Here is a 24,442-nt window from a genome sequence, read left to right as displayed (position 1 = left end):
GAGGATCAACATGCCATCATTCATCAATCCGACGCGGCGCGGTTTTCTGGCGGGGACGGCCGCTCTCGGGGCCAGCAGCGTGCTCGGCATGCGGCCGGCCGCCGCTGCCGTCGACTGGAAGCGCTTCGCCGGCACCACGCTCGAAGTCAACCTGGTCAAGAGCCCGCGCAGCGAGATCCTGACCAAGTACCTGCCCGAGTTCGAGGAACTCACCGGCATCAAGGTCAATGCCGAAGCAACGCCCGAACAGCAGCAGCGCCAGAAGACGACCATCGAGCTCAGCTCCGGCAAGCCGAGCTTCGACGTCGTGCACATGAGCTACCACGTTCAGAAGCGGCAGTTCGAGAAGGGCGGCTGGCTTGCCGATATCAGCGGTTTCCTCAAGGACCCGGCTCTGACCGATCCGTCGCTCACTGAAAGCGATTTTGCCGAAGCAGGCCTGGCCTTCGCCAAGGATGCGGATGGCGTCCTGCGTTCCCTGCCTTTCTCGGTCGATTACTGGATCATCTACTGGAACAAGGCGCTGTTCGAAAAGAAAGGGCTTGCTTACCCCACCAACTTCGAAGAGCTGGCAAGTGCCGCCGAAGCGCTCACCGATCCCTCGACCAATACTTACGGCTTCGTCGCCCGCGGTCTGAAGAACGCCAACACGCCGGTCTGGACGACGTTGCTGCTCGGCTACGGTTCGAGCCCGCTCGGACCGGACGGCAAGCTGCGCACGACATCGCAGGAAGCGGTCGATGCCGCCACGCTGTACCAGAAGCTGATGACCAAGACCGCCCCTCCCGGCGTCTCCGGCTTCAACTGGGCCGAGGCGCAGTCGGCCTTCCTGCAAGGCAAGATCGGCATGTGGCTGGACGGCGTCGGCTTTGCGCCGCCGATCGAGAATCCGGAAAAGTCGCGTGTCGTCGGCCAGGTCGGGTACGGCATCATGCCGAAAGGCCCGAAGGCGCAGGCAGCGGGAACCTTCGGCGACGGTCTTGGCGTCGTCGCGGCAAGCCAGAAAAAAGAAGCAGCCTACCTCTTCTGCCAATGGGCGATTTCGCACGACATGGGCGCGCGCCTGCTGCAGGCCGGCGCCGGCGTTCCTTTCCGCCAGTCCGTCCTCGAGGATGCGAAGGTCCGCGAAGGCGTCAAGATGCCGGCCGCATGGCTGGATGCGGTCGCCGGCTCCGGCAAGATTTCGCAGCTCGCGCTGCCGGTCATCATTCCGGTCACCGAGTTCCGCGACATCTATGGCGTCGGTCTGACCAACATGATCGGCGGCGCCGATCCGGCAACCGAGCTGAAGGCGGCGACGGCCCAGTTCGAACCCGTGCTGGCGAAAAGCGAGGGATAATGGCGGCGAGCATCGAAACGGCCACAGCGACCAAGACCGCGTCCAAAGGAAGGAGCAAACCGGATCGGTTTGCTCCCAACTACTGGCCCTTCGTCATCCCGGCGCTGATCGTCATAGCCGCCGTCATCGTCTTTCCATGGGTGTTTACCCTGTGGATGAGCGTGAACAGCTGGACGCTCGGTCAATCGCAAGTCTTTGCGGGACTGGACAATTACGCCCGCCTGGCGGTCGACATGCGTTTCTGGGAGTCGCTCTGGCACACGGTGCTCTATACGACGCTCTCTGTGGCAGCGCCCCTGTTTCTCGGGACGCTCGCCGCGCTGATCTTCGATGCCCAATTTCCGTTCCGCGGTCTGTTGCGCGGCATATTCGTGATGCCGATGATGGCGACGCCTGTCGCCATCGCGCTGGTGTGGACGATGATGTTCCATCCGCAGCTCGGGGTTCTCAATTACCTCCTGTCCTTTGTCGGCATTGGACCGCAGGAGTGGATCTATAACCAGAGGAGCGTCATCCCCTCGCTGGTTCTGGTCGAGACCTGGCAATGGACGCCGCTCGTCATGCTGATCGTGCTCGGCGGCCTGGCGGCGGTTCCGCGCGAGCCTTATGAAAGTGCGGAAATCGACGGAGCGAATGTCTGGCAGAAATTCCGTTATCTGACGCTGCCGATGATTGCGCCGTTCCTGATGATCGCCGTGATCATCCGCAGCATCGATGCCGTAAAAAGCTTCGACATCATCTACGCCATGACCCAGGGCGGCCCCGGCACGGCCTCGGAAACGATCAACATCTATCTCTATAACACTGCCTTCGCCTATTACGATATCGGTTATGGCTCGGCTATGGCGGTCATCTTCTTCATCCTGATCGTGCTGCTGTCCTTCGTGCTTCTGATGGTCCGGCAGCGGGCGAACTGGTCGAACGGGGAGGGACGCTGATGAAGCGCAAGACGCTCGACCGCATCGGACTGCTGTTCGTCGCTCTGGTGATGATCTCGCCGGTCATCCTGTTTTTCCTCTGGATGATCTCGCTGTCGCTGAAATATGAAATCGACAATGGCGCCTATCCGCCGATCTTCATTCCGGAGCGTTTCGCCTGGACGAACTATCTGAAGGTCTTCGAGGAAAACAACTTCTTCCTCTATCTCTGGAATTCGCTGCTGGTGACAGGCAGCGCCACGCTTCTGGCGCTCTTGATCGGCGTACCCGCCGGATATGGCATCGCTCGCCTGAAGGCGGAGAAGTCGGCGATGGTCATCATGATCGCGCGCATGACGCCGGGGCTGTCCTTCCTCATTCCGCTCTTCCTGCTGTTCCAATGGCTGAACCTGCTCGGCACACTGATGCCGCAGATCATCATCCACCTCGTGGTCACGGTGCCGATCGTCGTCTGGATCATGATCGGCTATTTCGAAACCACCCCGATGGAGCTGGAAGAGGCCGCAAGCATCGACGGCGCCACCCCCTGGCAGGTTTTCCGCTTGGTCGCTCTGCCGATCGCGAGGCCGGGCATCGTCGTCTCCTTCATCCTGTCAGTCATCTTCTCGTGGAACAACTTCGTCTTCGGCATCGTGCTCGCCAGCCGCGAGACGCGCACACTTCCCGTCGCCGTCTACAACATGCTCTCCTTCGAACAGGTCAGTTGGGGGCCGCTTGCAGCGGCGGCGCTGATCGTCACCTTGCCCGTGCTGATCTTGACCGTGTTCGCGCAACGGCAGATCGTGGCAGGCCTGACGGCCGGGGCCGTCAAATGAACGGGCGAGGCGGCCCTTGACGATTTCCTCCGACTTCAATCCACCCCCCCGCATCCTGTGTGTTGGCGCGGCGGTTCTGGACACGCTGTTTCGCGTCCGAACTTTGCCCGCCGGCCAGGGCAAGATCCTGCCTTATGAGATGCTGCAGGTCGCCGAAGGCATGGCGTCGAGTGCCGCCTACGCCATCGTCCGGCTCGGCGGCGCCGCCAGCCTCTGGGGCGCGGTCGGCGACGATGCCGCCGGCGAACGTATCATTGCCGATCTTGGCAAGAGCGGCATCGAGACGAGCGACATGCTGCGGATAGACGGCGCCCGCTCGGCCATCTCGACGATCCTCATCGATGATCAGGGCGAGCGCTTGATCGTGCCCTTCTACGACGAGCGGCTGCACGATACGGTCAGGCCGGTCAGCGCGCAGGAGATTTCTGCCTTCGATGCCGTGCTTGTCGACGTCCGCTGGCCGAAGCTGGCGCTGCGGACGCTGATCGCGGCCGGCGAAGCCGGCATACCGGCCATTCTCGATGGCGATGTTGCCGGCGAGGGCGTCATCGAGATGCTTGCGCCGGCGGCCAGCCACATCATCTTTTCACAGCCGGCGGCCGAGCGGCTTGCCGGGACCGCGGATCTGGTGGAAAGCGTCGGCCTTCTGAAGCGGAAATTCGAACATGCCTTCATCAGCGTCACGGCCGGCGAGAGCGGCTCGCTGTGGTTCGATGAACCAAGCGGCGACATCCGCCATCTTGCCGCTCCGACGGTCAGAGCGGTCGACACGCTTGCGGCGGGCGACATCTTCCATGGCGCTTTCGCGCTGGCGATCGCTGAAGGCCTGCCGATCGAAGAGACGATGCGATTGTCGTCCATGGCGGCGGCGCTCAAATGCCAGGTGTTCGGCGGACGCACCGGCGCGCCCACGCGAGCCGAGGTGTGCGATGCTCTTCGGGCTTGGAACATTGGCGTTTCCCAGAAGGCGAGCAAAATCGTTCGATAGCTGAGCCGGACGCAGTGGCGTCGCCGACGGCGCGATGCGCCTCGCCGCCGGACGAAGGCTCATGCCTTGCCAAATTTTGCCATGGCGGCTACTTTGGTCCCATGAGCACAATGAATATCTCGCTACCGGATAATCTGAAGCACTTCGTCGACCAGCAGGTCGCCGGTCGAGGATATGGCACGAGCAGCGAGTACGTGCGCGAACTGATCCGTCGCGATAGGGATCGGCAGCAGTTGCGCAATCTTCTGCTTGAGGGCGCGTCATCCGAGGCGACCGAACCCGTTAATACGAGCTATTTCGATAGTTTGCGCGAGCGCGCAACGAAACAAAGCTCCAAGTGACCGCGAAACCTATCGTCCCGCGCCAGTCGGCTCGCGGGGATGTCGAGAATGCCGTGGATTATTACGCTCACACGGCGGGAGCACAGATAGCGATAGGCTTCATCGATGCACTGCAATCAACCTATACCTTGATCGCAGAGCGTCCCGCATCGGGTTCACTGCGCTACGCATATGAACTCGGCCTGCTCGATCTGCGCTGCACGACGATCAGGGGTTTTCCCTATGTGATCTTCTACCTTGAGCGGGCCGACCATGTCGACGTGTGGCGGGTTCTGCACGCCAAGCAGGATATTCCGGCGTGGCTGCAGGGCTCAGAGGCATCGGATCAGCTCCGCATATGATAGGCCCCAAGACTGACACGGGACTGGCTCCATAAGCTATCTAGGGGAGCTGGCCCGGCATGTCTTCTTTTCAGACATCGCTCCGCAGCTTCATGAAGCAGGGTGCTTCGACGCCCGCGTATTCGGCATCCCGTCTGGCCGCAGCCGTCTCTTCAGCGCTGCGATGCGGAAGATCGCATTGGGTGCTCCGTAGCCGGCATAGCCGCGGCGCTCCACAATTTCAAAGAAGAAACCTTCTCCAAAGGTCGTGCTGTAGAGCTGGAAGTATTCTCCGTGTTCATCATGGTCATAGAGGATGTTGTGTGCCTTCAGCCGCTCGGTCAGCTTCGGATCGAGGCCGAAACGGGCTTCGACATCGTCGTAGTAGTTCGGAGAGATATCGAGTGGCCGGAAGCCGTTCCGTTGCAACCCCTCGGCTGCTGCGAAGATGTCGTCTGTGTGGAAGGCGAGGTGCTGCACGCCCGAGCCGAACGTCTCGGCGATGAAGTGGCCCGCGAGCGTGCGGCGATTTTCCGCCCCATTGAGCGTGATTCTGAGCGTGCCTCTATCATTCTCAACGACTTGGCTGCGCACGACCCCGCCAGGATCGATGATGTCGACCATCGGCGTCTTTTGTGAGTCGAAAATCGACGTGTAGAACAGGAGCCAGGTGAGCATCTCGTCATAGGCGACAGTCTGCGCGACGTGGTCGACCCGTTCGAGATGAACCGGCGCAATCTCACTCTCGTCGTCGACCGCGATGAAGTCGATCTCGGAAAAGCGGCCGAGTTCGCTCTTGTCGTCGATTAGATAGATCAGCCCGCCGCCAACGCCGCGGATCGACGGAATCCGCACCTCTCCGTCCGCCACCGGTTGCTCGAACGGCTCGGCACCAAGCGCGATCGCCCGGTCGAGCGCCCGCTGCGCGTCCTCGACTTGAAGCGCGATCGCATAGGCCGTCGTGCCGTGCATGGCGAATGACGCACCGGCGAAGCCGCGCTCCTCGCTGTTGATAATCAGCCTGATGTCGCCCTGGCTGTAGAGCGAGACCTTTTTGGTCCTGTGCCGCGCGCTCAAACGGAAACCCAGCGTCTTGAGGATTTGGCCGAGATCGGCGGCGCTCTCCTCGTCAGCGGAGAACTCCACGAAACCCACGCCCTTGACGACCGCGCGTTCGGGCATGGCGGGCAGGGTGAGCGCCGAAACATTCGGGCTGCGGCGCACTTGGTCGCCGAGATAGATCAGAGAGCGATAGCCGTCGGCGGCGATCGAGCGCGTGGAGCCGCCGCGGAACTGATCGTTGAAGATTTCCAGCGAGAAATAGCCATCGTAGCCGGTTTCGGCGATCGCCTCGGTGAAAGCGGTCACCGGCAGGTCGCCTTCGCCGGGCATGCTGCGAAAATGTCGTGACCAGTAAAGAAGGTCCATGTCGATCAAAGGCGCGTCGGCGAGCTGGACGATGAAGATCTTGTCCTTCGGGATCGACCGGATCGAATTGACGTCGATCTTGCGCGAAAGCGTATGAAAGCTGTCGAGAATGAGGCCGATATTGGGGTGGTCAGCGCGCCGGACTATTTCCCAGGCGTCGCGGTGATCGTTGATATGACGGCCCCAGGCGAGGGCCTCGTAGCCCACTCTCAGCCCGCGCCTCGCGGCCCGCTCGCCGAGTTCGCGAAAGTCGTCGGCCGCGCGTTCGATACCACCGAGCGATATCGGCGAGACGTTCGAGCAGACAAGGACGAGATCGGTGCCCAGCGCCTCCATGACATCGAATTTGCGTTCGGCACGGTCGAAGGTGCGTTGCCTGTGGCTGGGCGGCATGCCTTCGAAATCGCGAAACGGCTGGAACAGGGTGATTTCCAGCCCGTGATCGCGCACCATTCGTCCGACATCCGCCGGACTGCCATCGAATGCGAGGAAATCGTTTTCGAAGATCTCCACGCCAGCAAAGCCGGCGCGCGCGATCGCCTCCAGTTTCTCCGGTAGCTCCCCGCTGATGGACACTGTCGCTATCGATGTCTTCATCGTCGCCTCCTCATGCGCCGAGCAACCCGTCCGCCGTCAAAGCCGAACGGTGTCGCCAGTGGCTGCCGCTTGCTTCACTGCCAGGACCACGCGCAATGTCTCCAGCCCTTCGCGACCGCTGACGAGCGGCTCTTCATTACCGCGGATGACATCACAGAAGTGCCGGATCTGTTCTGCCAGCGGGTCCTTTTGTTCGAATGTTTCGGCAGACTTTTCGAAGGGTTCCCACCAGCTCCGTTCGGCGGTGTTCCGCCACAGCTGCAGGCCTGGCATGCTCAGCGATCCATGCGTTCCACCGATCAGGTAACAGAATTGATCTTCGCGCGGATAAACGGGATTTTCGCCGGTCGTATGCTCCCAGCTCCATGGTGCGACGACGGCATCGCTTATAGAGCAGGTGGCCAGGGCGCCACTCGCGAATTCCAGGATGATCACCGCTGTCTCCTCGACAGCATGGCCGCGTACTGCGTTCGATTCCCTGGCCTGCACGGATACGACGTCGCCAAGGAGGTAGCGCAGATTGTCGATGTCGTGGATGAGGTTGATGAAAACCGGCCCTGCGCCGGCCTGGCGCCGCCAGTCGACTTCGAAATAGTCGTCCGGCTTGTAGAGCCAAAACATCGCATGTGCTGTGAGCACACGGCCGAGCTTGCCGCCTTCCACCACGGCCTTCGCTTTCCGGATTATCGGGTTATATCGTCGATGATGGCCCACGAGAACGGGCACTTCTGCCGCCGCCGCTGCCTCCACCAGGCGTCTTCCGGATACGACATCGTCGGCGAGCGGTTTCTCGATGAGCATCGGCAATCCGGCCGCAACGGCTTGCAGGCCGTTTTCGACATGCATCTGATTGGGCGTCGCGATGATCAACCCATCCGGCCTGTGTTGCCTGAGCAGGCTATCGAGGTTCTGCGCCCATGGCACGCCGAGCTTGTCGGCAAGGGCCCTGGCAGGTTCGGATGGATCGACGATGGCGCAAAGACGGGCCGATTGGTCACCGCATATGAATTCGATGTGGCGTTTTCCGATCAGTCCGGCGCCGAGAACGGCTAGGTTCACGGGAGCATTCATTGGCTGACTCCGGGGCTGACTCCGGCCAGAAGTGACGCCATCCGCCGCAGCGCCAGGAGGTAGCCTTCGGTACCGCATCCGGCGATGACGCCTCCTGCGACCGCCGATACGTAGGAGTGGTGCCGGAAGGACTCTCGGCGGTGGATATTCGAGATGTGCACCTCGATGATCTCGCCTTCGAAGGCATTGAGAGCATCAAGTATCGCGACGGACGTGTGCGTAAACGCGGCGGGATTTATGATGATGCCCGCTGCAACGTCCCGCGCCTCATGGATCCAATCGATGAGTTCGTATTCGCGGTTGCTTTGACGGAATTGCAATTCGAGCCGCAGCGCGGCGCCTAGTTCGCGGCATCTGACCTCAACATCGGCCAGGGTCTCATTGCCATAGATCTCGGGCTGGCGCTTTCCGAGAAGGTTCAGATTTGGCCCGTTGAGGACGTAGATCACACGATTCTTCACACTTGCTCCCTCGGTGCGTGGCCGAAACGTGGGCCGAGAGTGCCGCAGCAAATCGTAAATTGCAATGCAAATCATCTTATCAAAATAAAAATTATAAGATGATTGACGAATTATCTTTTCGCGTCGATTATTGTCATGTGCTAGAGATGCACATATGAAATCAGCCAGGGGAGGAATCGCTGATGGATTTGACAAGACGAGGAACGCTTGGCGTTATCGGTGGACTGGCGGCCACGGCTGTGCTGCCCGGTCTGGCAAGGGCGCAGGCCTATCCCACCAAGCCGATCACGATGATCGTCGGCTTCGCACCGGGCGGCCTGACCGACCTTCTGGCAAGACTTGTTGCACCGATCATGGCCGAAAAGCTGGGTCAGCAGGTGCTCGTCGAAAACCGTACAGGCGCGGCGGGCAATGTCGGAACGGCTGCTGTCGCCAATGCCACGCCGGACGGCCACACGCTGCTCTTCACCTCCGCCGGGCCGATCATCTACAACCCGCATACCTACCAGACCATGCCGGCTGATCCGCTGACGCAACTCAAGCCGATAACCATGGTGGCCGAAGGACCGCTCTTCGTGACCGTGAGCAGCAAGACGGGGATCAAGTCGGTCGCCGATCTGATTGCTTACGCGAAAGCCAATCCCGGCCAGCTCAATTATGCGACGTCAGGCGCGGGCGGCAACATGCACGTCGTGCTCGAGATGTTCCGAGCCCATCTCGGCGTACCGGTGACGCCTGTGCATTACCAGGGTACGTCCGCCCTGCTTCCAGATCTTCTGACCAATCAGGTGCAGTTCTTCGCCGATAGCGCCTCGTCGATCGTCGAGCACGTCAAGAGCGGGGCACTCACGGTCATCATGGCGACTGGCCGTGAACGTTATCCGGCCTTTCCGGATGCGCCGACGGCGGCTGAGCTCGGCTATGACGATTTGGCGGCCATCAAGAACTGGTTCGGCGTTCTGGCACCGAAGGATACGCCCGATGACATCGTGAACAAGCTCTATGAGGTCATCAAGGTCGCAGTGGATAACCAAGAGGTCCGGAAGCGCCTCGAAGCCGCCGGCATGAGCCCGGTGGCAAGCACGCCGAAGGCCTTTTCGGAGGAAATCGCAGCATCGAGTCCTTTGATCGGCAAGGTCACTGAAACCGCTCACATCAAGGTCGAGTGAGCGTATGGCCATGACGAAGATAACGTTGAACAAGGAATTCCTCGGCGGCGTCCTTCTCATGGCCCTCGCTGCTTTTTTCATCTTTTTCGGATGGCGCCTCCGCGTCGGATCGCCCGGTCAAATGGGGCCGGGCTTCATTCCGATGTCGATCAGCGTGCTCCTTGCTTTCATTGGCATGACAAAAATCGCCATGTCCGCCCGGGCCGCAATGGAGGAAGAAGCGCCGATCGCAAAGCTGCGGCCATTGCTCTTTGTTGCGATAGCGCCCGTGCTCTTCGGGCTTCTCATCGGCCCCATGGGCGTCGTCGCGACAGTCGTGATCGTCTCGGTCTTCTGTCGGTTCGCGATGGGCGGCGGCTTTTCGCGCTCCGATATGGTGATCGCGTTGCTGCTTAGTGCATTCTGCGCCGTCGTCTTCGTGGTCCTGCTTGGCCAGGCACTTCCGCTTTGGCCGAGGTGGACGCCATGATCGACAGCCTCGCAAGCTTTTTCGCCGGCTTCCTCCACGCCGCGACGCCAACCAATATCTTTTTTGCTTTCATCGGTTCGATCCTCGGCACGCTGATCGGCGTCCTGCCCGGCATCGGGCCGCTCGCCACGATCTCGATGTTGCTGTCGTTCACGCTGATGATGGACCCGCTGACATCGCTCATCATGTTGGCGAGCATCTATTACGGTGCGCAATACGGCAGTTCGACCACGGCGATCCTGTGCAATCTGCCCGGGGAAGTGACCTCGGCCGTCACCTGCATCGACGGTCACCAGATGGCACGGCAGGGCAGGGCCGGCGTGGCACTCGCGACGGCGGCTCTTTCATCCCTCTTTGCCGGCTGCGTCGCGACGTTTCTGATCGTTCTCTTCGCGCCGCCGCTGGCGTCTCTCGCATTGAACTTCAGCGCGCCCGAATATTTCCTGCTGATGCTGCTTGGCCTCGTCGCCTCCGTCGTTTTCTGCCACGGCTCCGTGCTCAATGCCTTTGCGATGGCGCTTCTTGGTGTGCTCTTGGGGCTGGTCGGCACGGATGTCGAGACGGGGTCCCTGCGCTATACGTTCGGAATCGGCGAGATATCGTCGGGACTCGATATCGTTCCGGTCGGAATGGCGCTTTTCGGGCTGACCGAGATCATCTTCAACCTGTCGATGCCCATGTCCCGCCAGGTGATGACGCAGAAGATCACCAATCTTCTGCCGAGCCTGTCGGACTTGAAGGAGGCCGTGCTTCCCGTCATTCGCGGGACGGCGATCGGATCCCTGCTCGGCATCCTGCCCGGCGGCGGTGCCACGCTCAGCCCCTTCGCCAGCTACATGGTGGAGAAGCGGATCGCCAAGGATCCGTCCCGGTTCGGCCGCGGCGCCATAGAAGGCGTCGCCGGTCCTGAAGCCGCGAACAATGCGGCGGCGCAGACATCCTTCATTCCGCTGCTGACGCTGGGCATACCGACCAATCCGGTGATTGCCTTGATGCTCGGAGCCATGCTGATTCAGGGCATCCAACCGGGGCCGCAGGTGATTTCTTCCCGCCCCGACCTGTTCTGGGGCCTCATCGCCAGCATGATTATCGGCAATTTGCTGCTCGTCGTCATCAATCTGCCATTGATCGGCATCTGGGTTCGGCTTTTGAAGGTACCCTACAGGGTGCTTTTTCCGGCGATTGTCGTCTTCTGCTGTATCGGGGCCTACACGCTCAATGTGACGCCGATCATGCTGTTCATCATGGCCGGGTTCACCGTCTTCGGCGTCGTGCTCATCATGCTCGGCTTTCAGCCGATCCCACTTCTGCTGGGTTTCGTCCTGGGCCCGATGGCGGAGGAGAATCTGCGCCGCGCGTTCGTCATCTCGAAGGGCGACCCTTCGATCTTCGTCACCCGGCCGATTTCGATCGTCCTTATTCTGATGATCCTGGCCCTGGTACTTCTGATCTTCCTGCCGGCATTCCAGCAGAACAAGGAAGAGTTCGTGGAGTCGTAGAGCCATTCGCCCGTGTCGGTTTCGCCAAGGCATCGCGCACCCCGCGCGATGCCTCGTCGTTACCGAGCAAGGCTTTTGCTCAGGGGCCCGGTGGCGATTGCCTGCTTCACACCTTCGGCGATATGCACGTGGAGAACCTCGAGTGCCTTGTTCACATCCCGGGCAAGCGCCGCCTCGAGAAGTTGGCGGTGTTCCAGTGCCGCCGACTCGCCGCGAAAGCCGAGCGCAAGCATCTGATATCGCAGGTAATGGTCGAAGACGCTGTTATAGGTGCGAACGAGAAAGTCGGAGCCGCAGGCCGCGATCAGTGCCGCATGAAACTGCCGATCGCACTGCTTCCATGTCCTGACATTCACCTTTTCGCCACGGATCATGGCGCCCTCGATCGATGACAGTCGATGATGAGCGGCCAGTACGTCCGACTCCCATTCCACATCGCCTGCTTTCAGCGAGTCCTGCAGGCCGCTGGACTCCAACAGCTCACGCAGCGAGGCTATTTCCTTCAATCCCTTGATGGATACCGGTGCGACTTGGAAACCTTTCAGATCTTCGGACACCACGAAACCTTCGGATGTCAGTCTGTTCAGGACTTCGCGGAGCGTGGGCACGCTGGCGCCATAGCGCTCCCGAAGCGGCGCAAGCGTCAGCTTCGATCCAGGCGGCAGACCGCCAAAAATGATGTCTCCCCGTATGTTGAGGTAGGTCGAGGCGCCAGTGAGTGAGTCGATGGATTTGTCCATAAGAGATTCGTTACGGCGACGTTGGTTGGCTGACAAGAGGAGAAGCGAAGGCAGACGTGGTCTGCTCGAGTTCACGTGGCTTACACGAGGATTAACGGTCTCCGGAACAGCACCTAGATATTCTCCGCGATGTAGAGCGAAAAGGGAATAGGTCCGGGCTTCGATACATCGTCTGCTTTGCCGGTTGCGGCGTGGGCGGCTTCATAAACCAGCTGCTCGGCAAGTTGATCGATCGGCGTGGCGATGACCATTGCCACGCTCCGGTCGATGAGGGCCTGTCGGGAGCTCGGCGTCAGCTCGTTGCAGATCAGGCTTACCGCCCCGATCTTGTCGCGCCGGCGCAGCGCCTCCAGCGCGCCCTCGAAGCCACCCGATGCCACATAGATGCCGACGATGTCGGGATGCCCATCGAGAAGGCGGCCCACGGCCATGCGCACATCGTCTTCCGACTCTGCTGCGGCCACTGTGTCCATCACCGAAAAGTCGGTTTCATGGTCCCGAATATAGGCACGAAAGCCGGCCTCCCTCATCTCCTGGGCCAGATAGCTGTAGTTTCCGACGACGATGCTGAGTGCGCCGGGTCTGGGCGCGGTATGCGCCGCAGCCCAGGCCGCCGACCGGCCCGCCTTCCTGTTGTCGAGACCGAGATAGGCCTGCCGGGCGTCGACGGCGAAATCCGATAGGAAAGAGAAGACGAAGACGTTTCGGCTTCGCACTTCGATCACGGCCTCTGACACCACCCGATGGTCGGGCGCCATGATGGCGATCGCGTGGCATGTCTCGGCAAGCTTTCGGATGATGGACGCGGCCTCCCGCGGCGAATTGTTGGACTGGTAGACCACCGTGAGATCGATGTCCGCCTCCTCGAATTTCGTGGAGGCGGACCGGATGGCGGCTTCGACCGCGACATAGAAGGAGTTGTGCCGGCGCCGGAGCGCCAGGCCTATTCGCACGACCTTGCGCCTGACGGGCAGTCTCGATCTCAAGGCGGGCACGCCGTGGTAATTCAGCTCGCGCGCCGCCTGGTAAACGAGTTCGGCGCGCTTGTCGCTGACTGCCGTGCGTCCGTTCAGGACGCGGTCGACAGTCGCCGTGCTGACGCCCGCTCTTCGTGCGACGTCGGCTGCGGTAACACGTTTTGCCATCGTCTGCCTCTCTTGATGAATTTTCATCAAAAATTGCCAGGAATGATGGAAAGCATCATAGCGCCTTGATCAAGAAGATCGCAAGGGTATCCTTTCCTCCATCGATCGGAGGTATCCAGATGACAGGCACCCAAAAGCGCGACTACAGCCTGGTCGGTGCGGATTCAAAAGCTGCGGAACAGGCGGGATTAGCCGCCGCCGAGTGGTATCACACTGCGCTCGACCGCAAGGACATGAAGGCGATGATGAAGCGCCAGGATGGCCCGGCGCTGAGGGATACCGCGATATGGTGGGGGCTGATGGTCGCCTGCGCCCTCGGCGGCATCTATTTTTTCGGCAACTGGGCGGCGCTGCCGTTCTTCATCATCTACGGCGTGCTCTATGGATCGGCTTCGGACTCCCGCTGGCACGAATGCGGCCACGGCACGGCCTTCAAGACGATCTGGATGAACGACGTTGTCTATCAGGTGGCGAGTTTCCTCATTATGCGCGAACCCGAAGTCACGCGCTGGAGCCATGCCCGCCATCACACGGACACCCTGATTGTCGGACGCGATCCCGAGATCGCGGTCAAGCGGCCGCCCAATATCCCGTCGATTATCTTGAGCTTCTTCGCGGTTCCCGGAGTCTACAAGGCGACGATTTCGATGATCCAGCACAGCTTCGGTCGGCTGACGGCGGATGAGCGTGCGTTCCTGCCGGAGACGGCGCGGGCCAAGGTCTTTCGTACCGCCCGCATCTGGCTGGCCATTCATGCGGCGTCGGTATTGTTGTCGATCTATTTCGGCAGCTGGATTCCGGTTCTGCTGGTCGGGGCGCTGCCGACGATGTACGGCGCCTGGCTGGCGCGCCTCTTCGATCTCACCCAGCATGCGGGACTGGCCGAAGACGTGCTTGATCATCGCCTGAATTCGAGGACGGTGATGATGAATCCGCTGTTCCGCTTCATTTACTGGAACATGAACTATCACGTGGAGCATCACATGTTCCCGATGGTGCCTTACTACACGCTTCCCAAGCTGCATGAGGCCATCAAGCACGATACGGCAACACCCTATCCCAGCCTGCTCGCCGCCTATAGCGAGATCGTGCCGGCGGTTTTGAAGCAGGTACGGGATCCAGGCTACTATATCGCACGACGCTTACCGCCGACGGCGAAGCCCTATCGCGGTGAACTTCATGATCTCGTTGTCATGCCCAGCGCGGCGCTGGTGAGCTAGGAGCCAGGATCATGAGCGACCAGATCTGGATCGACGTCTGCGGTATTGACGACATCGATGAGGAAGACGTCATTCGCTTCGACCACGGCGGCAGGACCTATGCCGTCTACCACAGCCCCGACGGAAAATTCTTCGCGACCGATGGCCTGTGCACCCATGAGCGCATCGCGCTCGCTGACGGACTTGTCATGGGCGACATCATCGAATGTCCCAAGCACAATGGCCGGTTCAATTATCGCACCGGCAAGGCGCTGAGCGGTCCTGTCTGCGAAAACTTGGCGATCTATGCCGTTCGGTTGGACGGCGACCGCCTGCAGATGGCGATTTCCTGATGCCGGCGCGCGGCATGGTCATCGTCGGCGCGGGCGAAGCCGGTTGCCGGGCGGCTGTGGCCTTGCGGGAGAAAGGCTATGAGGGAACCGTGACCTTGATCAACGGCGAACGTCATATGCCCTATGAGCGTCCGCCGCTCTCGAAGGGTTCGCCGGGTCGCGCAGCGACCACGATCATCACCGAGGCCGAACTCGCCGCTCTTCGGATCGATCATCTGTCGTCGACCACTGCGGCCGCTATCGACCGGTCAAGCAGGGAAGTCGCTCTTCAGGACGGCAGGCGCGTGCCCTATGAAAAGCTGTTGCTGGCCACAGGGGCGAGCCCGCGATCCCTGACAGGCGTGGCCCCGCATGACCGGATCATGACGGTTCGGACGCTGGATGATGCGGATCGTTTCCATGGTCGCATAAGGCCCGGCATCAGGGTGGCAATGGTCGGGGCCGGCTTTATCGGCCTGGAGCTTGCTGCCGTGGCACGGCAACAAGATGCCGATGTCATCGTGATCGAGGCGCAGCCGCGAATCCTTATGCGCGGCGTGCCATCCTGTATCGGTGAGGTGCTTGCCGCCCGCCATTCCGAGGCAGGCGTCGTCATCGAGACCGGCTCCGTCATCCTGGGCATACATGCCGGCGACGAGGCCGCCACGATCGAGCTTGCCGGCAGCAAAGTGAAGGCTGACCTCGTAGTGATCGGGATCGGGGCGATTCCAAACACTGAACTTGCCCATGCTTGCGGGCTGGCATGCCACGACGGCATTCAAGTCGACCTCAATTTGCAGACAGGTGACGCCAATATCTTTGCGGCCGGTGACTGCTGCAGCTTTCCAGCAGCACTATTCGGCGACCGGCGCATTCGCATCGAAAGCTGGCGGAGTGCACGGGAACAGGGGGAGCATGCCGCTATTGCCATGCTGGGAAGTCGCGAGCCCTTCGTCAACGTCCCTTGGTTTTGGTCCGATCAGTATGAACTCGGACTGCAGGTGGTTGGGCTCACCCGCAACGACGGCACCTCCATTGTCAGAACAATGAACGACGGCGCCGTGATCGTCTTCCAACTCGCGCCGGACGGAACCATGGTCTTCGCCGGCGGAATCGCGCGCGGCACAAGCATCGCCAGGGACATAAAGATTGCCGAAGCGATGATCCGAAACCGAGTTTCGCCTGACCCTGTCTGCCTCGCCGATGCAGACATCAAACTGAAAACGCTCCTCGCCCCCAAGGTCGCCATGTCATGAACAACCGAAAACGGCTAACGGTTGCCGACCTGCGCACCCTGAAAGGCAAGCGCCAGCTGTCGATGCTTCGCGTCGAAAGCCTGGAAGAAGCGGCCGCTGCGGAGCAGGCCGGCATCGACATGATCTCCGTGCCGCCGCCTCTGCTCGATCAGCCGGGCTTCAAGGACGCAGCCCCAACGATCTTCTGCGTGACGAGCCTGAGCTACGGCATCTTCGCTACGCCCAAGGAATATCTTCACGCAGCCTTCGCCGCGCGTCGTGCTGGGGCCGACGCCGTCTACTGTGCTGCCAGCACGCGTATCATTCGACGGCTGGCCGAAGAAGGAATTCCTGTCTGCGGCCACGCCGGATTGATCCCGGCAAAAGCGACCTGGACAGGCGGCTTCAAGGCCGTGGGAAAGAGCTTGGAGACGGCAGTGCGCGTCTATGATGACGTACGCCACTTGGAGGAGGCAGGTGCCGTCATGGTGGAGCTCGAAGTGGTCCCCGCAGCCGTTGCCGCGGAAATCACGAAAAGAACATCGCTCATCGTCATGTCGATGGGCGCCGGTGCCGGCTGCGACGGCCAATATCTTTTCGCCACCGATGTGTTGGGGGCCAACAGAGGTCATTACCCCCGGCACTCGAAAACCTATCGCAACTTCGCCGCCGAATTCGACCGTCTGCAGAATGAACGTGTCAACGCATTCCGCGAATTTTCCGCCGACATAGCGAGTGGCGCCTACCCCGAAGACAGGCATGTCGTTGGCGTAGACGGGACGATCTTAGCCGAACTCATCAACGCTCTTGAGAACCACCATCTTCGCGCCAACCGTAAAGAGGCAGATTGAATAGAACATGGGCGAGATCGAAAGGTGCGTCATCAAAAGCACGGATGAACGCAGGCAATCATCCTCCCTTGCAGACCACGAGTTTTCCGGGAAATATTTCGGGATGGGCAGGATAAGCGCAACCTGAGGGAGCATTTCTGCGGCAATGGAACTAACCGCCTCGGCCGGCGTTCGACGAACTCCTGGGTTTGAAGCAGAGGGGAATTCCTTTGAGCGAACTGCAACGTGAGTTCCTCCTGCAAAGAGAGTTTCTGCCGGGACTCCAGGAGGATGAACGCCTCGAGCCACATGCGCCGCCGTCGGCGGTCTGTCCCGGAAACCTCGAAACGTTACTGCAGCCTTGCCCATTGGTGGTCGATCTGGACGGCACCCTCGTACGATCCGATCTGCTGATCGAAACCGCTTTCTCCGAACTCGCTCGACGCCCTCACTCTGCTGTGGATCTCGTCAAGGCCCTGTTCGGCGGAAAAGCCTGTCTGAAGCACCGTCTTTCGCAACCAGTGGATTTCGATCCGGCTCTCCTTCCGTATGACGAGGAGGTCTTGAAGGTGATCCGGGCCGCAAAGGAGGAGGGACGACCTATCTATCTCGCGTCAGCGAGCCATGAGCGTCTCGTTTCCGCAGTTGCCGAACATCTCGGCCTTTTCGACGGTTGGTTTGCAACCAGCGAAACAACGAACTGCGCTGCCGATGTCAAAGCGGAACAACTCGTCGCCGCTTTCGGAAAAAGCGGGTTCGACTATATTGGCAACGATGTGGACGATCTTCCTGTCTGGCGCCATGCCGCCAAATCCTATGCCATACGGACATCGCCCGCGGTCGCGCAAAAACTCAGCCGGCAGTGCGCCAACGTCCAACATCTGCCGTGTGAAAAGGCGACCTGGCGCACTTGGGCGCGGCTGTTGCGTGTGCATCAGTATGTCAAGAACGGGCTGGTCTTTGTCCCGCTTGTGATAAATCAGCTCTTCGATGTCGACAGCATGGTCAGCGCCGGTCTGGCTTTCCTTGCATTCTCACTCTGTGCTTCCGGCGTCTATATCCTCAATGATCTGGTGGATCTCCAGGACGACCGCGGCCATCGCACGAAATGCCGCAGGCCTCTTGCTTGCGGTGACATCCCGCTTTCGGACGCCATTGCCGTCATCCCAATCCTGCTTCTCCTATCGCTCATGGTTGCCGTCATGGTGACGCCAGGGTTCGTTCTTGTGTTGGCGGGATATTTTGCATTGACCACCGCCTATTCGTTTTTCTTCAAGCGCAAGATGATCCTGGATGTCGTGGCCCTTGCATCGCTTTATACCACGCGGGTGATCGGAGGGGCCGCAGCCCTCTCTGTTTGGCCATCGCCTTGGCTCCTTGCCTTCATGATGAGTTGGTTCCTCTCGCTCGCTTTGGTCAAACGATACACCGAGTTGATCGGACGTCGCGCCGCGCGCCTGCCGGACTCCAAGGGCCGGGACTACAGGAAGGCCGACATCGGCATGGTGGGTGCCTTGGCAGCGGGGGCGGGGATGAATGCACTGACGCTGTTTGCCCTCTACGCCGCGAGCGACAACGCACAGGACATCTATGCCCGGCCGGGAATGCTGTGGCTCGCGGGGCCGGTCCTCGCCTGCTGGATCGCGCGCATCCTCATGCTCGCCCATCGGGGGCAGATGCATGATGATCCGGTGGTCTTCGCTATCAGGGACAAGGTCAGTCTCGCCACGCTGGGGGCTGCCAGCCTGTTCGTCGTTGCCGCGATGTGAGGTGGTCATGATGGGCTCGCAGTTCCAGCAGCGAAGCACTCCAACCGGCGTCGCGCTCCGCTATGTCGCCTTCGCGATGCTCTCCACCGCCGCCAATTTCCTGGTTCAGGCGATCGTTCTCCAAATAGCGCCGTGGTCGGGCCTGATGCCATCGATCCTCGCGGGCACCGCCGCCGGCTTCGCCCTGAAATATGTTCTCGACAAAAATTGGATCTTCTTCGACCGTTACTCCTCGCATGGCGACGAGATGTCGAAGGTCGCGCTGTACGGCTTGTTCAGCGTGCTGACGACGCTCATATTCTGGGGGTTCGAAATTGCCTTCTGGACACTCTGGAAGACGGAACTTGCCAAATACACCGGCGGAGCGATCGGCCTGGCGATCGGCTATGTCTCGAAATACGCTCTCGACCGAAAGTTCGTCTTCAAGCCAAGGGAGGCGTGACGGACGATGGAGGGCTGGGGACGTTATCCGCGTCATGAGAGCGAGGTGTTGAACTGCCGGTTTCCGGAGGCCCTGAGCGGGATTGCAGCATCGCACCCAGGTTTGATCGCTCGCGGCAATGGCCGCTCCTATGGTGACGCTGCGATCGGCGAGCATTCCACCTTGATGTGTGGTGGATTGAACCGGATGAAAAGGTTCGATGCTACCGGTCGGGTCCTCACCGTAGAGGGGGGCGTCATGCTTTCCGACGTCCTGCGCTCGCTGGTGCCCCGCGGCTATTTTCCGCCGGTGGTTCCGGGCACGAAGTTCGTCACAATCGGCGGGATGGTCGCATCAGACGTTCACGGCAAGAACCATCATTGCCACGGTGGATTCGGCGATCACGTCGACGAACTGAAGTTGGTGACCGCCAGCGGCGAGATCCTCACCTGTAGCCGCTCGCAGAATACGGAGCTTTTTTCAGCGACTATCGGCGGGATGGGCCTGACAGGCATCATTGCCGAAGCAAGCTTTCGCTTGAGGCCGATAGAGACCGGTTGGATCACCCAGAAGACGACCGTAGCCGAGAATCTCGGCGAAGCATTGAGGGCGCTGCGGCAATCGGAGGACGCGACCTATTCGGTGGCTTGGATCGATTGCCTGTCGAAAGGCGCTTCTCTCGGACGGTCGCTGATTTTTGCGGGCGAGCACGCAACACAGGAGCAGGTCGGTGAGACCCCGAAGGCCGATCGCTTTCCTTCGCCAACCAGCGCGGCCCTTTCCCTGCCGCTCGATATGCCCGGTTGGCTCCTGAACAGGGCGAGCGTTGCCGCCTTCAATGAGCTCTATTTCCGGTCCGGTATTCGCAAGTCGGCCAAGCCCTTGTTGGTCCATTGGGATAATTACTTCTTCCCCCTCGACCGCATCCTTCAATGGAACAGATTGTACGGCAAAGGAGGCTTTCTCCAGCATCAATGCGTGGTGCCGGACGCCGATGCACTCCAGGTCCTCACGAGCATCCTCGACCGTTTTGCGCACTCGGGCAAAGGTTCATTTCTTGCCGTTCTCAAAAGGCTGCGAGGCAGTGCAGGTCTGCTCTCCTTTGCTGCGCCGGGCTATACGCTCGCGCTCGACCTGCCGGCCACACAAGAGGTGTTGCGGCTGCTCGACGAAATCGACAAGCTGGTTGTCAAGGCAGGGGGGCGCCTCTATCTCGCCAAGGATGCGCGCCAGTCGCGCCTTACCTTCGAATCCGGCTACCCCAGACTGGACGCGTTCAAAGAGCTGCGAAGAGCAACCGGGGCCGATCGTCGCTTCAATTCCCGCTTGGCAAAAAGGCTCGGCATATGAAGGGGACCGGCAAGACACTGCTCATGATCGGCGCGACCTCGGATATTGGTCGGGCGACGGCAATTGTCTATGCCGAGGCAGGCTGGGCCATTCATTTGGCAGGACGGACGCGCGCGGCCGTTCAACGTGAAGCCGACGACATCGCCGCACGGACTGGAGCAGCGGTCACCGTTCATGAGCTCGATATCCTGCAGACTACGCGCTTCGAGGCCTTCCTCGGCGCCGTATCGCCCTTACCCGACACGGTGGTCTGCGTCGTCGGCGAACTGGGTGAGCAGTCGCGGGCTGAACAAGAGCTCGAATATGCGGCCATGGTCATGCGGACCAACTTCGAGGGTCCGGCTTTGCTTCTTGGTCTTCTGGCCGAGCGTTTCGCGGCGCGCGGATCGGGCACGATCGTGGGGACAAGCTCTGTCGCCGGCGATCGCGGACGAGCGTCGAACTATGTCTATGGCGCCGCCAAAGCTGGCCTGACCGCCTTCTTGTCCGGCCTGAGGAACAGGCTGTCCCGATCCGGCGTGCGCGTGCTGACCGTGAAGCCCGGCTTCGTTCGCACGCGGATGACCGATGGGATGAAGCTTCCGCCGCTTCTCACGGCCGAACCGCAGGAGGTGGCGCAAAAGATTTTCGCGGCCGCCGAGGGCGGGAGCCGCAGTGACGTCGTCTACGTCAGAGCGGTCTGGCGTCCGCTGATGACGGTAATCCGGTCAATCCCAGAGTCCATCTTCAAGAGGTTGCGGCTGTGACGGAACCCACAAATCAGGCCGCCTACGCCATCGGAGCGAGAGGTAGTGCCCACAGGCGACCTGCGGTCTGGATACGGCGATTGCTGTCGGCGGAACTCGCAATCATCGTCGTCGCCTTGGCCTGTGCGGCCATGCTGGCACTGCCGGGCAGGACCATCAATGCCGCTTTCATCAATGACGTGCTGATCTTTATCGACGGTGCGCATCGCATCGCCTTTGGTCAGGTGCCGAACCGCGATTTCCACACGGCGCTCGGGCCACTCGTATTTTACATTCCGGCTACGGGATATCTTCTGTCAGGAAATTTCGGAGCTGCCATACCACTTGGGATGGCGATCGTCCTCGTCGCTTTCATCCCCGCGATGATCCGCATTCTTGTGTCGCGCCTCGCACCTTCATTGGCTGCCGCACTCGGCATATTCCTTGTTCTCATTCTCGCGGCTCCGATCAATCTCGGCAGTTCGATCTGGTATCCTTCCTTCGCGATGTTCTATAACCGCATCGGTTGGGTCGCTCTCGGCCTGTTGTTGGTTATGTATCTGGCGCCGCAGTCGCCAAACAGGCGCAATAATATTGCCGATGCTCTCGCGGCCGCCTTTCTTCTGCTTGTCTCGTTCTATACCAAGGTGACCTACGGCCTTGCCGGAACCGGTCTGATCCTGATCATTCTCTCGGATCGGCAACAACGCCGCTGGGGCGTGATGGCTCTGCTGCTGACAGGACTGGCGATGGTCGCCATCGAGTTCTTCTGGCGCGGAACTGCCCAGCACATTGAGGATCTGCGGGCGGCGGCGCGCGTCAGCGGCGGTCATGATGTCGGCAGCATTCTGAAAAATCTGCGCGAAAATATGTCCGATCTCACTGTGTTCGCGGCCGTCGCTTCGCTCGCCGTCTGGCAAAGCCGCAGCTTGAAAGATCTTGTCTTCTGTAGCTTTTGCATCGGCGCCGGCGTGGCGCTCATCAATCAGAACGCCCACAGCTGGGGCATCATCACGCTCTATTGCGGGGCCACCGTGCTGGCGCAGAAGACGGCCCGGCTTCAACCGGACAATGAAGGCGGACGAGCAGGACGCTTGGCTCGTGCTGCCGGCGCCCTGCCGCTGATCGTTATCTTGTTCCTGTTGCCTCCGATCGTGCAGCACAGCGCGGCCGTCGCCCTGCATACGGCTCTCGCGACCGAGAAGGCGGGGAAGTCTCTCGGGCTGCCGCGATTTGACGATGTCCGGGAAGTCGATCCACCTGGCGGGGAGCCCGATTTCATAAGGCGCTACCTCGATGGCATTGTCAGCGGTGGCGCGCTTCTCCAGTCTCTGCCGGTTCCAGCCGAACGGGTTTTCGTCCTCGATTTCGCAAACCCGTTTTCGGCTGGATTCGGCATTCGCCCGCCCGCCGGCGACACCGCCTGGCTTCACTGGAACCGCAACATCAATGAAAGATCCTATATCCCGCCGGAGGTGCTCTTTGCCGACGTCAAGATCGTCATGGTGCCCAAAACAGGCATTAACAGCCTGCCGTTGCAGGAGCTGTATGGCCCGTTCCTTTCGGCGAATTTCGATGTGGTGCGGAAGACATCCGAATGGACGATTTATCAGTGGCGCCCAGGCAAAGGCGCAAAGTGAGGCACGGTGACGCAAGCAACGACGTCGATACGGGAGAAAGGTACAGCGCGACCGGCCGTTCGGTTGAACTGGTGGCGTGCCATTGTCCCCTGCATCGGATTGTTTCTTGCCGGACTCCTCGCACTGCCGGGCGCAACGGTCACAACCAAATACGTCAACGATCTATTCGTCTTTCTGGATGGCGCACATCGGATCGCGGCGGGACAGGTGCCGAACGTTGATTTCCACACACCTCTCGGGCCGCTGACATTCTATATCCCGGCTGTCGGCTACGCTCTGTCCGGTAGCATGGGTGCGGCAATGCCAGTGGGACTGTCCCTGCTGATCCTCTTATTTTCGCTCGTCGCCGCCGAAATCGTCGCCAGCCGAATGCATTGGCCGCTCGGGCTGCTGCTGGCAAGCTGTCTGCTTCTGGTGCTTGCGGTACCTGCAAACCCGGGCGAGCGGATCGGGGAGCTCAGCTTTGCCATGTTTTACAACCGGATCGGCTGGGCGTCACTCGGCTTGCTGCTGGTCATGTACCTGTGCCGCTTGCCTGGCGCCACCAGCGGCAAAGGCGCGGACGCAGCATGCGCCAGCTTCCTCGTGCTGCTGATGCTTTACACCAAGATCACCTATGGTGTCGTGGGCCTTGCTTTTCTGGTGTTCATGCTTTTTGACCGTCGCCAGACCGGCTGGGTGGCGCTCGCGTTTGGGATCGTCGCCGCTAGCATCCTGGCGATTGAGACGGTCTGGGGCGGAGGGGTCAACTACCTCCTCGACATCAGTCTTGCCGGGAAGAACAGCGGCGGCCTCCCGACGATGACGGCTATCGGTCACGTGGTACGGAATAATTTCGCCGACCTTCTTGCTTACCTGGCTGTCGCCGTCATCCTTCTCATCCTGACACCAACCTATCGGCATCTGCTCTTTGTCGCCTTCTGCATGACATCAGGAATCCTCCTGATCGAGCAGAACTTCCAATTCTTTGGGATTCTGACGCTGGGCGCGAGCGCTGCCGTGCTCTCGGAAAGTCTCTTTCGCGCCGAGCTTCGCTCTCGGTATGCAAGAGCGCGGATCGCCCTGCCGCTGCTCGTCGCATTCCTGCTCATGCCGGCTGCGGTCGGCAATGCTGCGTCGCTTGCCATTCATGCCCATTATTCGGCCGGCGGACGAGGCGAAGCTGTTCCGCTGCCTGCCTTTTCCGGGGTTCGGCTTGTTGAGATGTGGAGTGCCGGCCAATTCGAATATTTCCAACGTTACAACCGTACACTTGCCGACGCCTCGGCCGCCCTTTCGCAATTGGATGCCGGGTCTAAGCGTGTTGCCGTTCTGGATTTCGTTAATCCGTTTTCTGCCGGCCTCCGTCTCACGCCGCCGGCCGGAGATAGCGTCTGGTATCATTGGGGACGCACTCTTGGGCCTGAGTATCATCCAGCCGCGAAAGAGATGTTCGCCGACGTGGACCTGATCCTCGACCCGAAGTGGCCCATAGAAATCTGGACCGGAGACGGCATGCGGGACATCTATGCGCACTATATAGCCCGACACTATGACCTCGTGCGGGAGACCGCCGATTGGCGTATCTACCGCAGAAACCCCTCCTGAGCTGGAGCAGATCGTCTTCCGAATTCTGAAATGA

24 protein-coding genes are annotated in these 24,442 nt (G+C 60.5%); 19 read left to right on the top strand and 5 right to left on the bottom strand.

The annotated features are described in order from the left end of the window. Window positions 1–10: 10 nt before the first annotated feature. The 6 genes from CO655_RS22875 (at window position 11) to CO655_RS22850 (ending at window position 4,762) form a co-directional block, all read left to right on the top strand. Entirely contained in the window at window positions 11–1,339 is a 1,329-nt protein-coding gene (locus CO655_RS22875) for a sugar ABC transporter substrate-binding protein (RefSeq protein ID WP_097607339.1), read from the top strand. Further along, a complete protein-coding gene (locus tag CO655_RS22870; protein WP_097607481.1) occupies window positions 1,336–2,277 on the top strand; it encodes a sugar ABC transporter permease in 942 nt (313 codons plus the stop codon). The genes CO655_RS22875 and CO655_RS22870 overlap by 4 nt, the downstream gene beginning before the upstream one ends. Next, window positions 2,277–3,092: a carbohydrate ABC transporter permease gene (locus tag CO655_RS22865; protein ID WP_097607338.1), complete on the top strand. Its 816-nt coding sequence runs from the start codon at window positions 2,277–2,279 to the stop codon at window positions 3,090–3,092. Before CO655_RS22870 ends, CO655_RS22865 begins: the two co-directional genes overlap by 1 nt. Before the next feature lie 16 nt (window positions 3,093–3,108). Next, complete coding sequence (locus CO655_RS22860; protein WP_097666813.1) at window positions 3,109–4,080, top strand: sugar kinase; 972 nt, start codon at window positions 3,109–3,111, stop codon at window positions 4,078–4,080. Window positions 4,081–4,181: 101 nt separating this feature from the next. After that, window positions 4,182–4,421 carry a type II toxin-antitoxin system ParD family antitoxin gene (locus tag CO655_RS22855; RefSeq protein ID WP_097581545.1) on the top strand — a complete coding sequence of 80 codons (240 nt, stop codon included), beginning with the start codon at window positions 4,182–4,184 and terminating at the stop codon, window positions 4,419–4,421. Beyond that, window positions 4,418–4,762: a type II toxin-antitoxin system RelE/ParE family toxin gene (locus tag CO655_RS22850; protein WP_097607336.1), complete on the top strand. Its 345-nt coding sequence runs from the start codon at window positions 4,418–4,420 to the stop codon at window positions 4,760–4,762. The genes CO655_RS22855 and CO655_RS22850 overlap by 4 nt, the downstream gene beginning before the upstream one ends. Before the next feature lie 90 nt (window positions 4,763–4,852). On the opposite strand, the gene CO655_RS22845 is transcribed toward CO655_RS22850, so the two are convergent. From CO655_RS22845 to aroQ, 3 genes are read right to left on the bottom strand one after another with little or no spacing between them, the layout of a single operon-like run. After that, entirely contained in the window at window positions 4,853–6,766 is a 1,914-nt protein-coding gene (locus CO655_RS22845) for a sugar phosphate isomerase/epimerase and 4-hydroxyphenylpyruvate domain-containing protein (RefSeq protein ID WP_097607335.1), read from the bottom strand. Window positions 6,767–6,802: 36 nt separating this feature from the next. Then, a complete protein-coding gene (locus CO655_RS22840) occupies window positions 6,803–7,837 on the bottom strand; it encodes a Gfo/Idh/MocA family oxidoreductase (protein ID WP_097607334.1) in 1,035 nt (344 codons plus the stop codon). Further along, window positions 7,834–8,286: a type II 3-dehydroquinate dehydratase gene (gene aroQ, locus CO655_RS22835; RefSeq protein ID WP_245423888.1), complete on the bottom strand. Its 453-nt coding sequence runs from the start codon at window positions 8,284–8,286 to the stop codon at window positions 7,834–7,836. The genes CO655_RS22840 and aroQ overlap by 4 nt, the downstream gene beginning before the upstream one ends. Before the next feature lie 194 nt (window positions 8,287–8,480). On the opposite strand from aroQ, the gene CO655_RS22830 reads away from it, so the two are divergent. The 3 genes from CO655_RS22830 to CO655_RS22820 are packed head-to-tail and all read left to right on the top strand — an operon-like array spanning window position 8,481 to window position 11,435. Further along, window positions 8,481–9,467 carry a tripartite tricarboxylate transporter substrate binding protein gene (locus CO655_RS22830; protein ID WP_097607332.1) on the top strand — a complete coding sequence of 329 codons (987 nt, stop codon included), beginning with the start codon at window positions 8,481–8,483 and terminating at the stop codon, window positions 9,465–9,467. A gap of 4 nt (window positions 9,468–9,471) precedes the next feature. Beyond that, window positions 9,472–9,936 (top strand): tripartite tricarboxylate transporter TctB family protein, encoded by a 465-nt coding sequence (locus CO655_RS22825; protein ID WP_097607331.1) that lies wholly within the window; start codon window positions 9,472–9,474, stop codon window positions 9,934–9,936. Beyond that, window positions 9,933–11,435: a tripartite tricarboxylate transporter permease gene (locus tag CO655_RS22820; RefSeq protein ID WP_097666809.1), complete on the top strand. Its 1,503-nt coding sequence runs from the start codon at window positions 9,933–9,935 to the stop codon at window positions 11,433–11,435. The genes CO655_RS22825 and CO655_RS22820 overlap by 4 nt, the downstream gene beginning before the upstream one ends. Before the next feature lie 59 nt (window positions 11,436–11,494). On the opposite strand, the gene CO655_RS22815 is transcribed toward CO655_RS22820, so the two are convergent. Both CO655_RS22815 and CO655_RS22810 read right to left on the bottom strand, forming a co-directional pair. Further along, window positions 11,495–12,175 (bottom strand): FCD domain-containing protein, encoded by a 681-nt coding sequence (locus tag CO655_RS22815; RefSeq protein ID WP_097666807.1) that lies wholly within the window; start codon window positions 12,173–12,175, stop codon window positions 11,495–11,497. A gap of 113 nt (window positions 12,176–12,288) precedes the next feature. Continuing rightward, the gene (locus tag CO655_RS22810) at window positions 12,289–13,320 is read right to left on the bottom strand and encodes a LacI family DNA-binding transcriptional regulator (RefSeq protein ID WP_010029923.1); all 1,032 of its coding nucleotides are present in this window, start codon (window positions 13,318–13,320) and stop codon (window positions 12,289–12,291) included. A gap of 119 nt (window positions 13,321–13,439) precedes the next feature. Between CO655_RS22810 and CO655_RS22805 the strand changes: the two genes are divergently transcribed. From CO655_RS22805 to CO655_RS22760, 10 genes are all read left to right on the top strand, one after another. Continuing rightward, complete coding sequence (locus CO655_RS22805; protein ID WP_097666904.1) at window positions 13,440–14,540, top strand: fatty acid desaturase family protein; 1,101 nt, start codon at window positions 13,440–13,442, stop codon at window positions 14,538–14,540. A gap of 11 nt (window positions 14,541–14,551) precedes the next feature. Continuing rightward, window positions 14,552–14,872 (top strand): MocE family 2Fe-2S type ferredoxin, encoded by a 321-nt coding sequence (locus tag CO655_RS22800; RefSeq protein ID WP_097607327.1) that lies wholly within the window; start codon window positions 14,552–14,554, stop codon window positions 14,870–14,872. Then, complete coding sequence (locus CO655_RS22795) at window positions 14,872–16,107, top strand: FAD-dependent oxidoreductase (RefSeq protein WP_245423886.1); 1,236 nt, start codon at window positions 14,872–14,874, stop codon at window positions 16,105–16,107. Before CO655_RS22800 ends, CO655_RS22795 begins: the two co-directional genes overlap by 1 nt. Then, entirely contained in the window at window positions 16,104–16,937 is an 834-nt protein-coding gene (locus tag CO655_RS22790; RefSeq protein WP_097666805.1) for a 3-methyl-2-oxobutanoate hydroxymethyltransferase, read from the top strand. The genes CO655_RS22795 and CO655_RS22790 overlap by 4 nt, the downstream gene beginning before the upstream one ends. Before the next feature lie 209 nt (window positions 16,938–17,146). Continuing rightward, entirely contained in the window at window positions 17,147–18,685 is a 1,539-nt protein-coding gene (locus CO655_RS22785) for a UbiA family prenyltransferase (RefSeq protein ID WP_097666803.1), read from the top strand. A gap of 10 nt (window positions 18,686–18,695) precedes the next feature. Further along, window positions 18,696–19,127, top strand: coding sequence for a GtrA family protein (locus CO655_RS22780; RefSeq protein ID WP_097666897.1), 432 nt, complete (start codon window positions 18,696–18,698; stop codon window positions 19,125–19,127). 6 nt (window positions 19,128–19,133) lie between these two features. After that, window positions 19,134–20,456, top strand: a complete 1,323-nt coding sequence (locus tag CO655_RS22775; protein ID WP_097666801.1) for an FAD-binding oxidoreductase — start codon at window positions 19,134–19,136, stop codon at window positions 20,454–20,456. Continuing rightward, window positions 20,453–21,202, top strand: a complete 750-nt coding sequence (locus CO655_RS22770) for an SDR family oxidoreductase (RefSeq protein ID WP_097666799.1) — start codon at window positions 20,453–20,455, stop codon at window positions 21,200–21,202. The genes CO655_RS22775 and CO655_RS22770 overlap by 4 nt, the downstream gene beginning before the upstream one ends. Window positions 21,203–21,282: 80 nt before the next feature. Then, entirely contained in the window at window positions 21,283–22,821 is a 1,539-nt protein-coding gene (locus CO655_RS22765) for a hypothetical protein (RefSeq protein ID WP_245423884.1), read from the top strand. 63 nt (window positions 22,822–22,884) lie between these two features. Continuing rightward, complete coding sequence (locus CO655_RS22760) at window positions 22,885–24,408, top strand: hypothetical protein (RefSeq protein WP_010034004.1); 1,524 nt, start codon at window positions 22,885–22,887, stop codon at window positions 24,406–24,408. Window positions 24,409–24,442: the final 34 nt, after the last annotated feature.

Origin of the sequence: Rhizobium sp. M1 (genome assembly GCF_002531805.1) — a bacterium.
GTDB classification, from domain to species: domain Bacteria; phylum Pseudomonadota; class Alphaproteobacteria; order Rhizobiales; family Rhizobiaceae; genus Rhizobium; species Rhizobium etli_C.
This window is presented reverse-complemented; position numbering and strand designations above follow the sequence as displayed.

Bases quoted from the DNA above. Each gene is read 5' to 3' on its own strand.
- CO655_RS22830 (WP_097607332.1), top strand. From the start codon at position 8,481: ATGGATTTGACAAGACGAGGAACGCTTGGCGTTATCGGTGGACTGGCG.
- CO655_RS22840 (WP_097607334.1), bottom strand. From the start codon at position 7,837: ATGAATGCTCCCGTGAACCTAGCCGTTCTCGGCGCCGGACTGATCGGA.
- CO655_RS22810 (WP_010029923.1), bottom strand. From the start codon at position 13,320: ATGGCAAAACGTGTTACCGCAGCCGACGTCGCACGAAGAGCGGGCGTC.
- CO655_RS22825 (WP_097607331.1), top strand. From the start codon at position 9,472: ATGGCCATGACGAAGATAACGTTGAACAAGGAATTCCTCGGCGGCGTC.
- CO655_RS22790 (WP_097666805.1), top strand. From the start codon at position 16,104: ATGAACAACCGAAAACGGCTAACGGTTGCCGACCTGCGCACCCTGAAA.
- CO655_RS22820 (WP_097666809.1), top strand. From the start codon at position 9,933: ATGATCGACAGCCTCGCAAGCTTTTTCGCCGGCTTCCTCCACGCCGCG.
- CO655_RS22845 (WP_097607335.1), bottom strand. From the start codon at position 6,766: ATGAAGACATCGATAGCGACAGTGTCCATCAGCGGGGAGCTACCGGAG.
- CO655_RS22875 (WP_097607339.1), top strand. From the start codon at position 11: ATGCCATCATTCATCAATCCGACGCGGCGCGGTTTTCTGGCGGGGACG.
- CO655_RS22815 (WP_097666807.1), bottom strand. From the start codon at position 12,175: ATGGACAAATCCATCGACTCACTCACTGGCGCCTCGACCTACCTCAAC.
- CO655_RS22775 (WP_097666801.1), top strand. From the start codon at position 19,134: ATGGAGGGCTGGGGACGTTATCCGCGTCATGAGAGCGAGGTGTTGAAC.
- CO655_RS22795 (WP_245423886.1), top strand. From the start codon at position 14,872: ATGCCGGCGCGCGGCATGGTCATCGTCGGCGCGGGCGAAGCCGGTTGC.
- CO655_RS22865 (WP_097607338.1), top strand. From the start codon at position 2,277: ATGAAGCGCAAGACGCTCGACCGCATCGGACTGCTGTTCGTCGCTCTG.
- CO655_RS22800 (WP_097607327.1), top strand. From the start codon at position 14,552: ATGAGCGACCAGATCTGGATCGACGTCTGCGGTATTGACGACATCGAT.
- CO655_RS22805 (WP_097666904.1), top strand. From the start codon at position 13,440: ATGACAGGCACCCAAAAGCGCGACTACAGCCTGGTCGGTGCGGATTCA.
- CO655_RS22770 (WP_097666799.1), top strand. From the start codon at position 20,453: ATGAAGGGGACCGGCAAGACACTGCTCATGATCGGCGCGACCTCGGAT.
- CO655_RS22855 (WP_097581545.1), top strand. From the start codon at position 4,182: ATGAGCACAATGAATATCTCGCTACCGGATAATCTGAAGCACTTCGTC.
- CO655_RS22780 (WP_097666897.1), top strand. From the start codon at position 18,696: ATGGGCTCGCAGTTCCAGCAGCGAAGCACTCCAACCGGCGTCGCGCTC.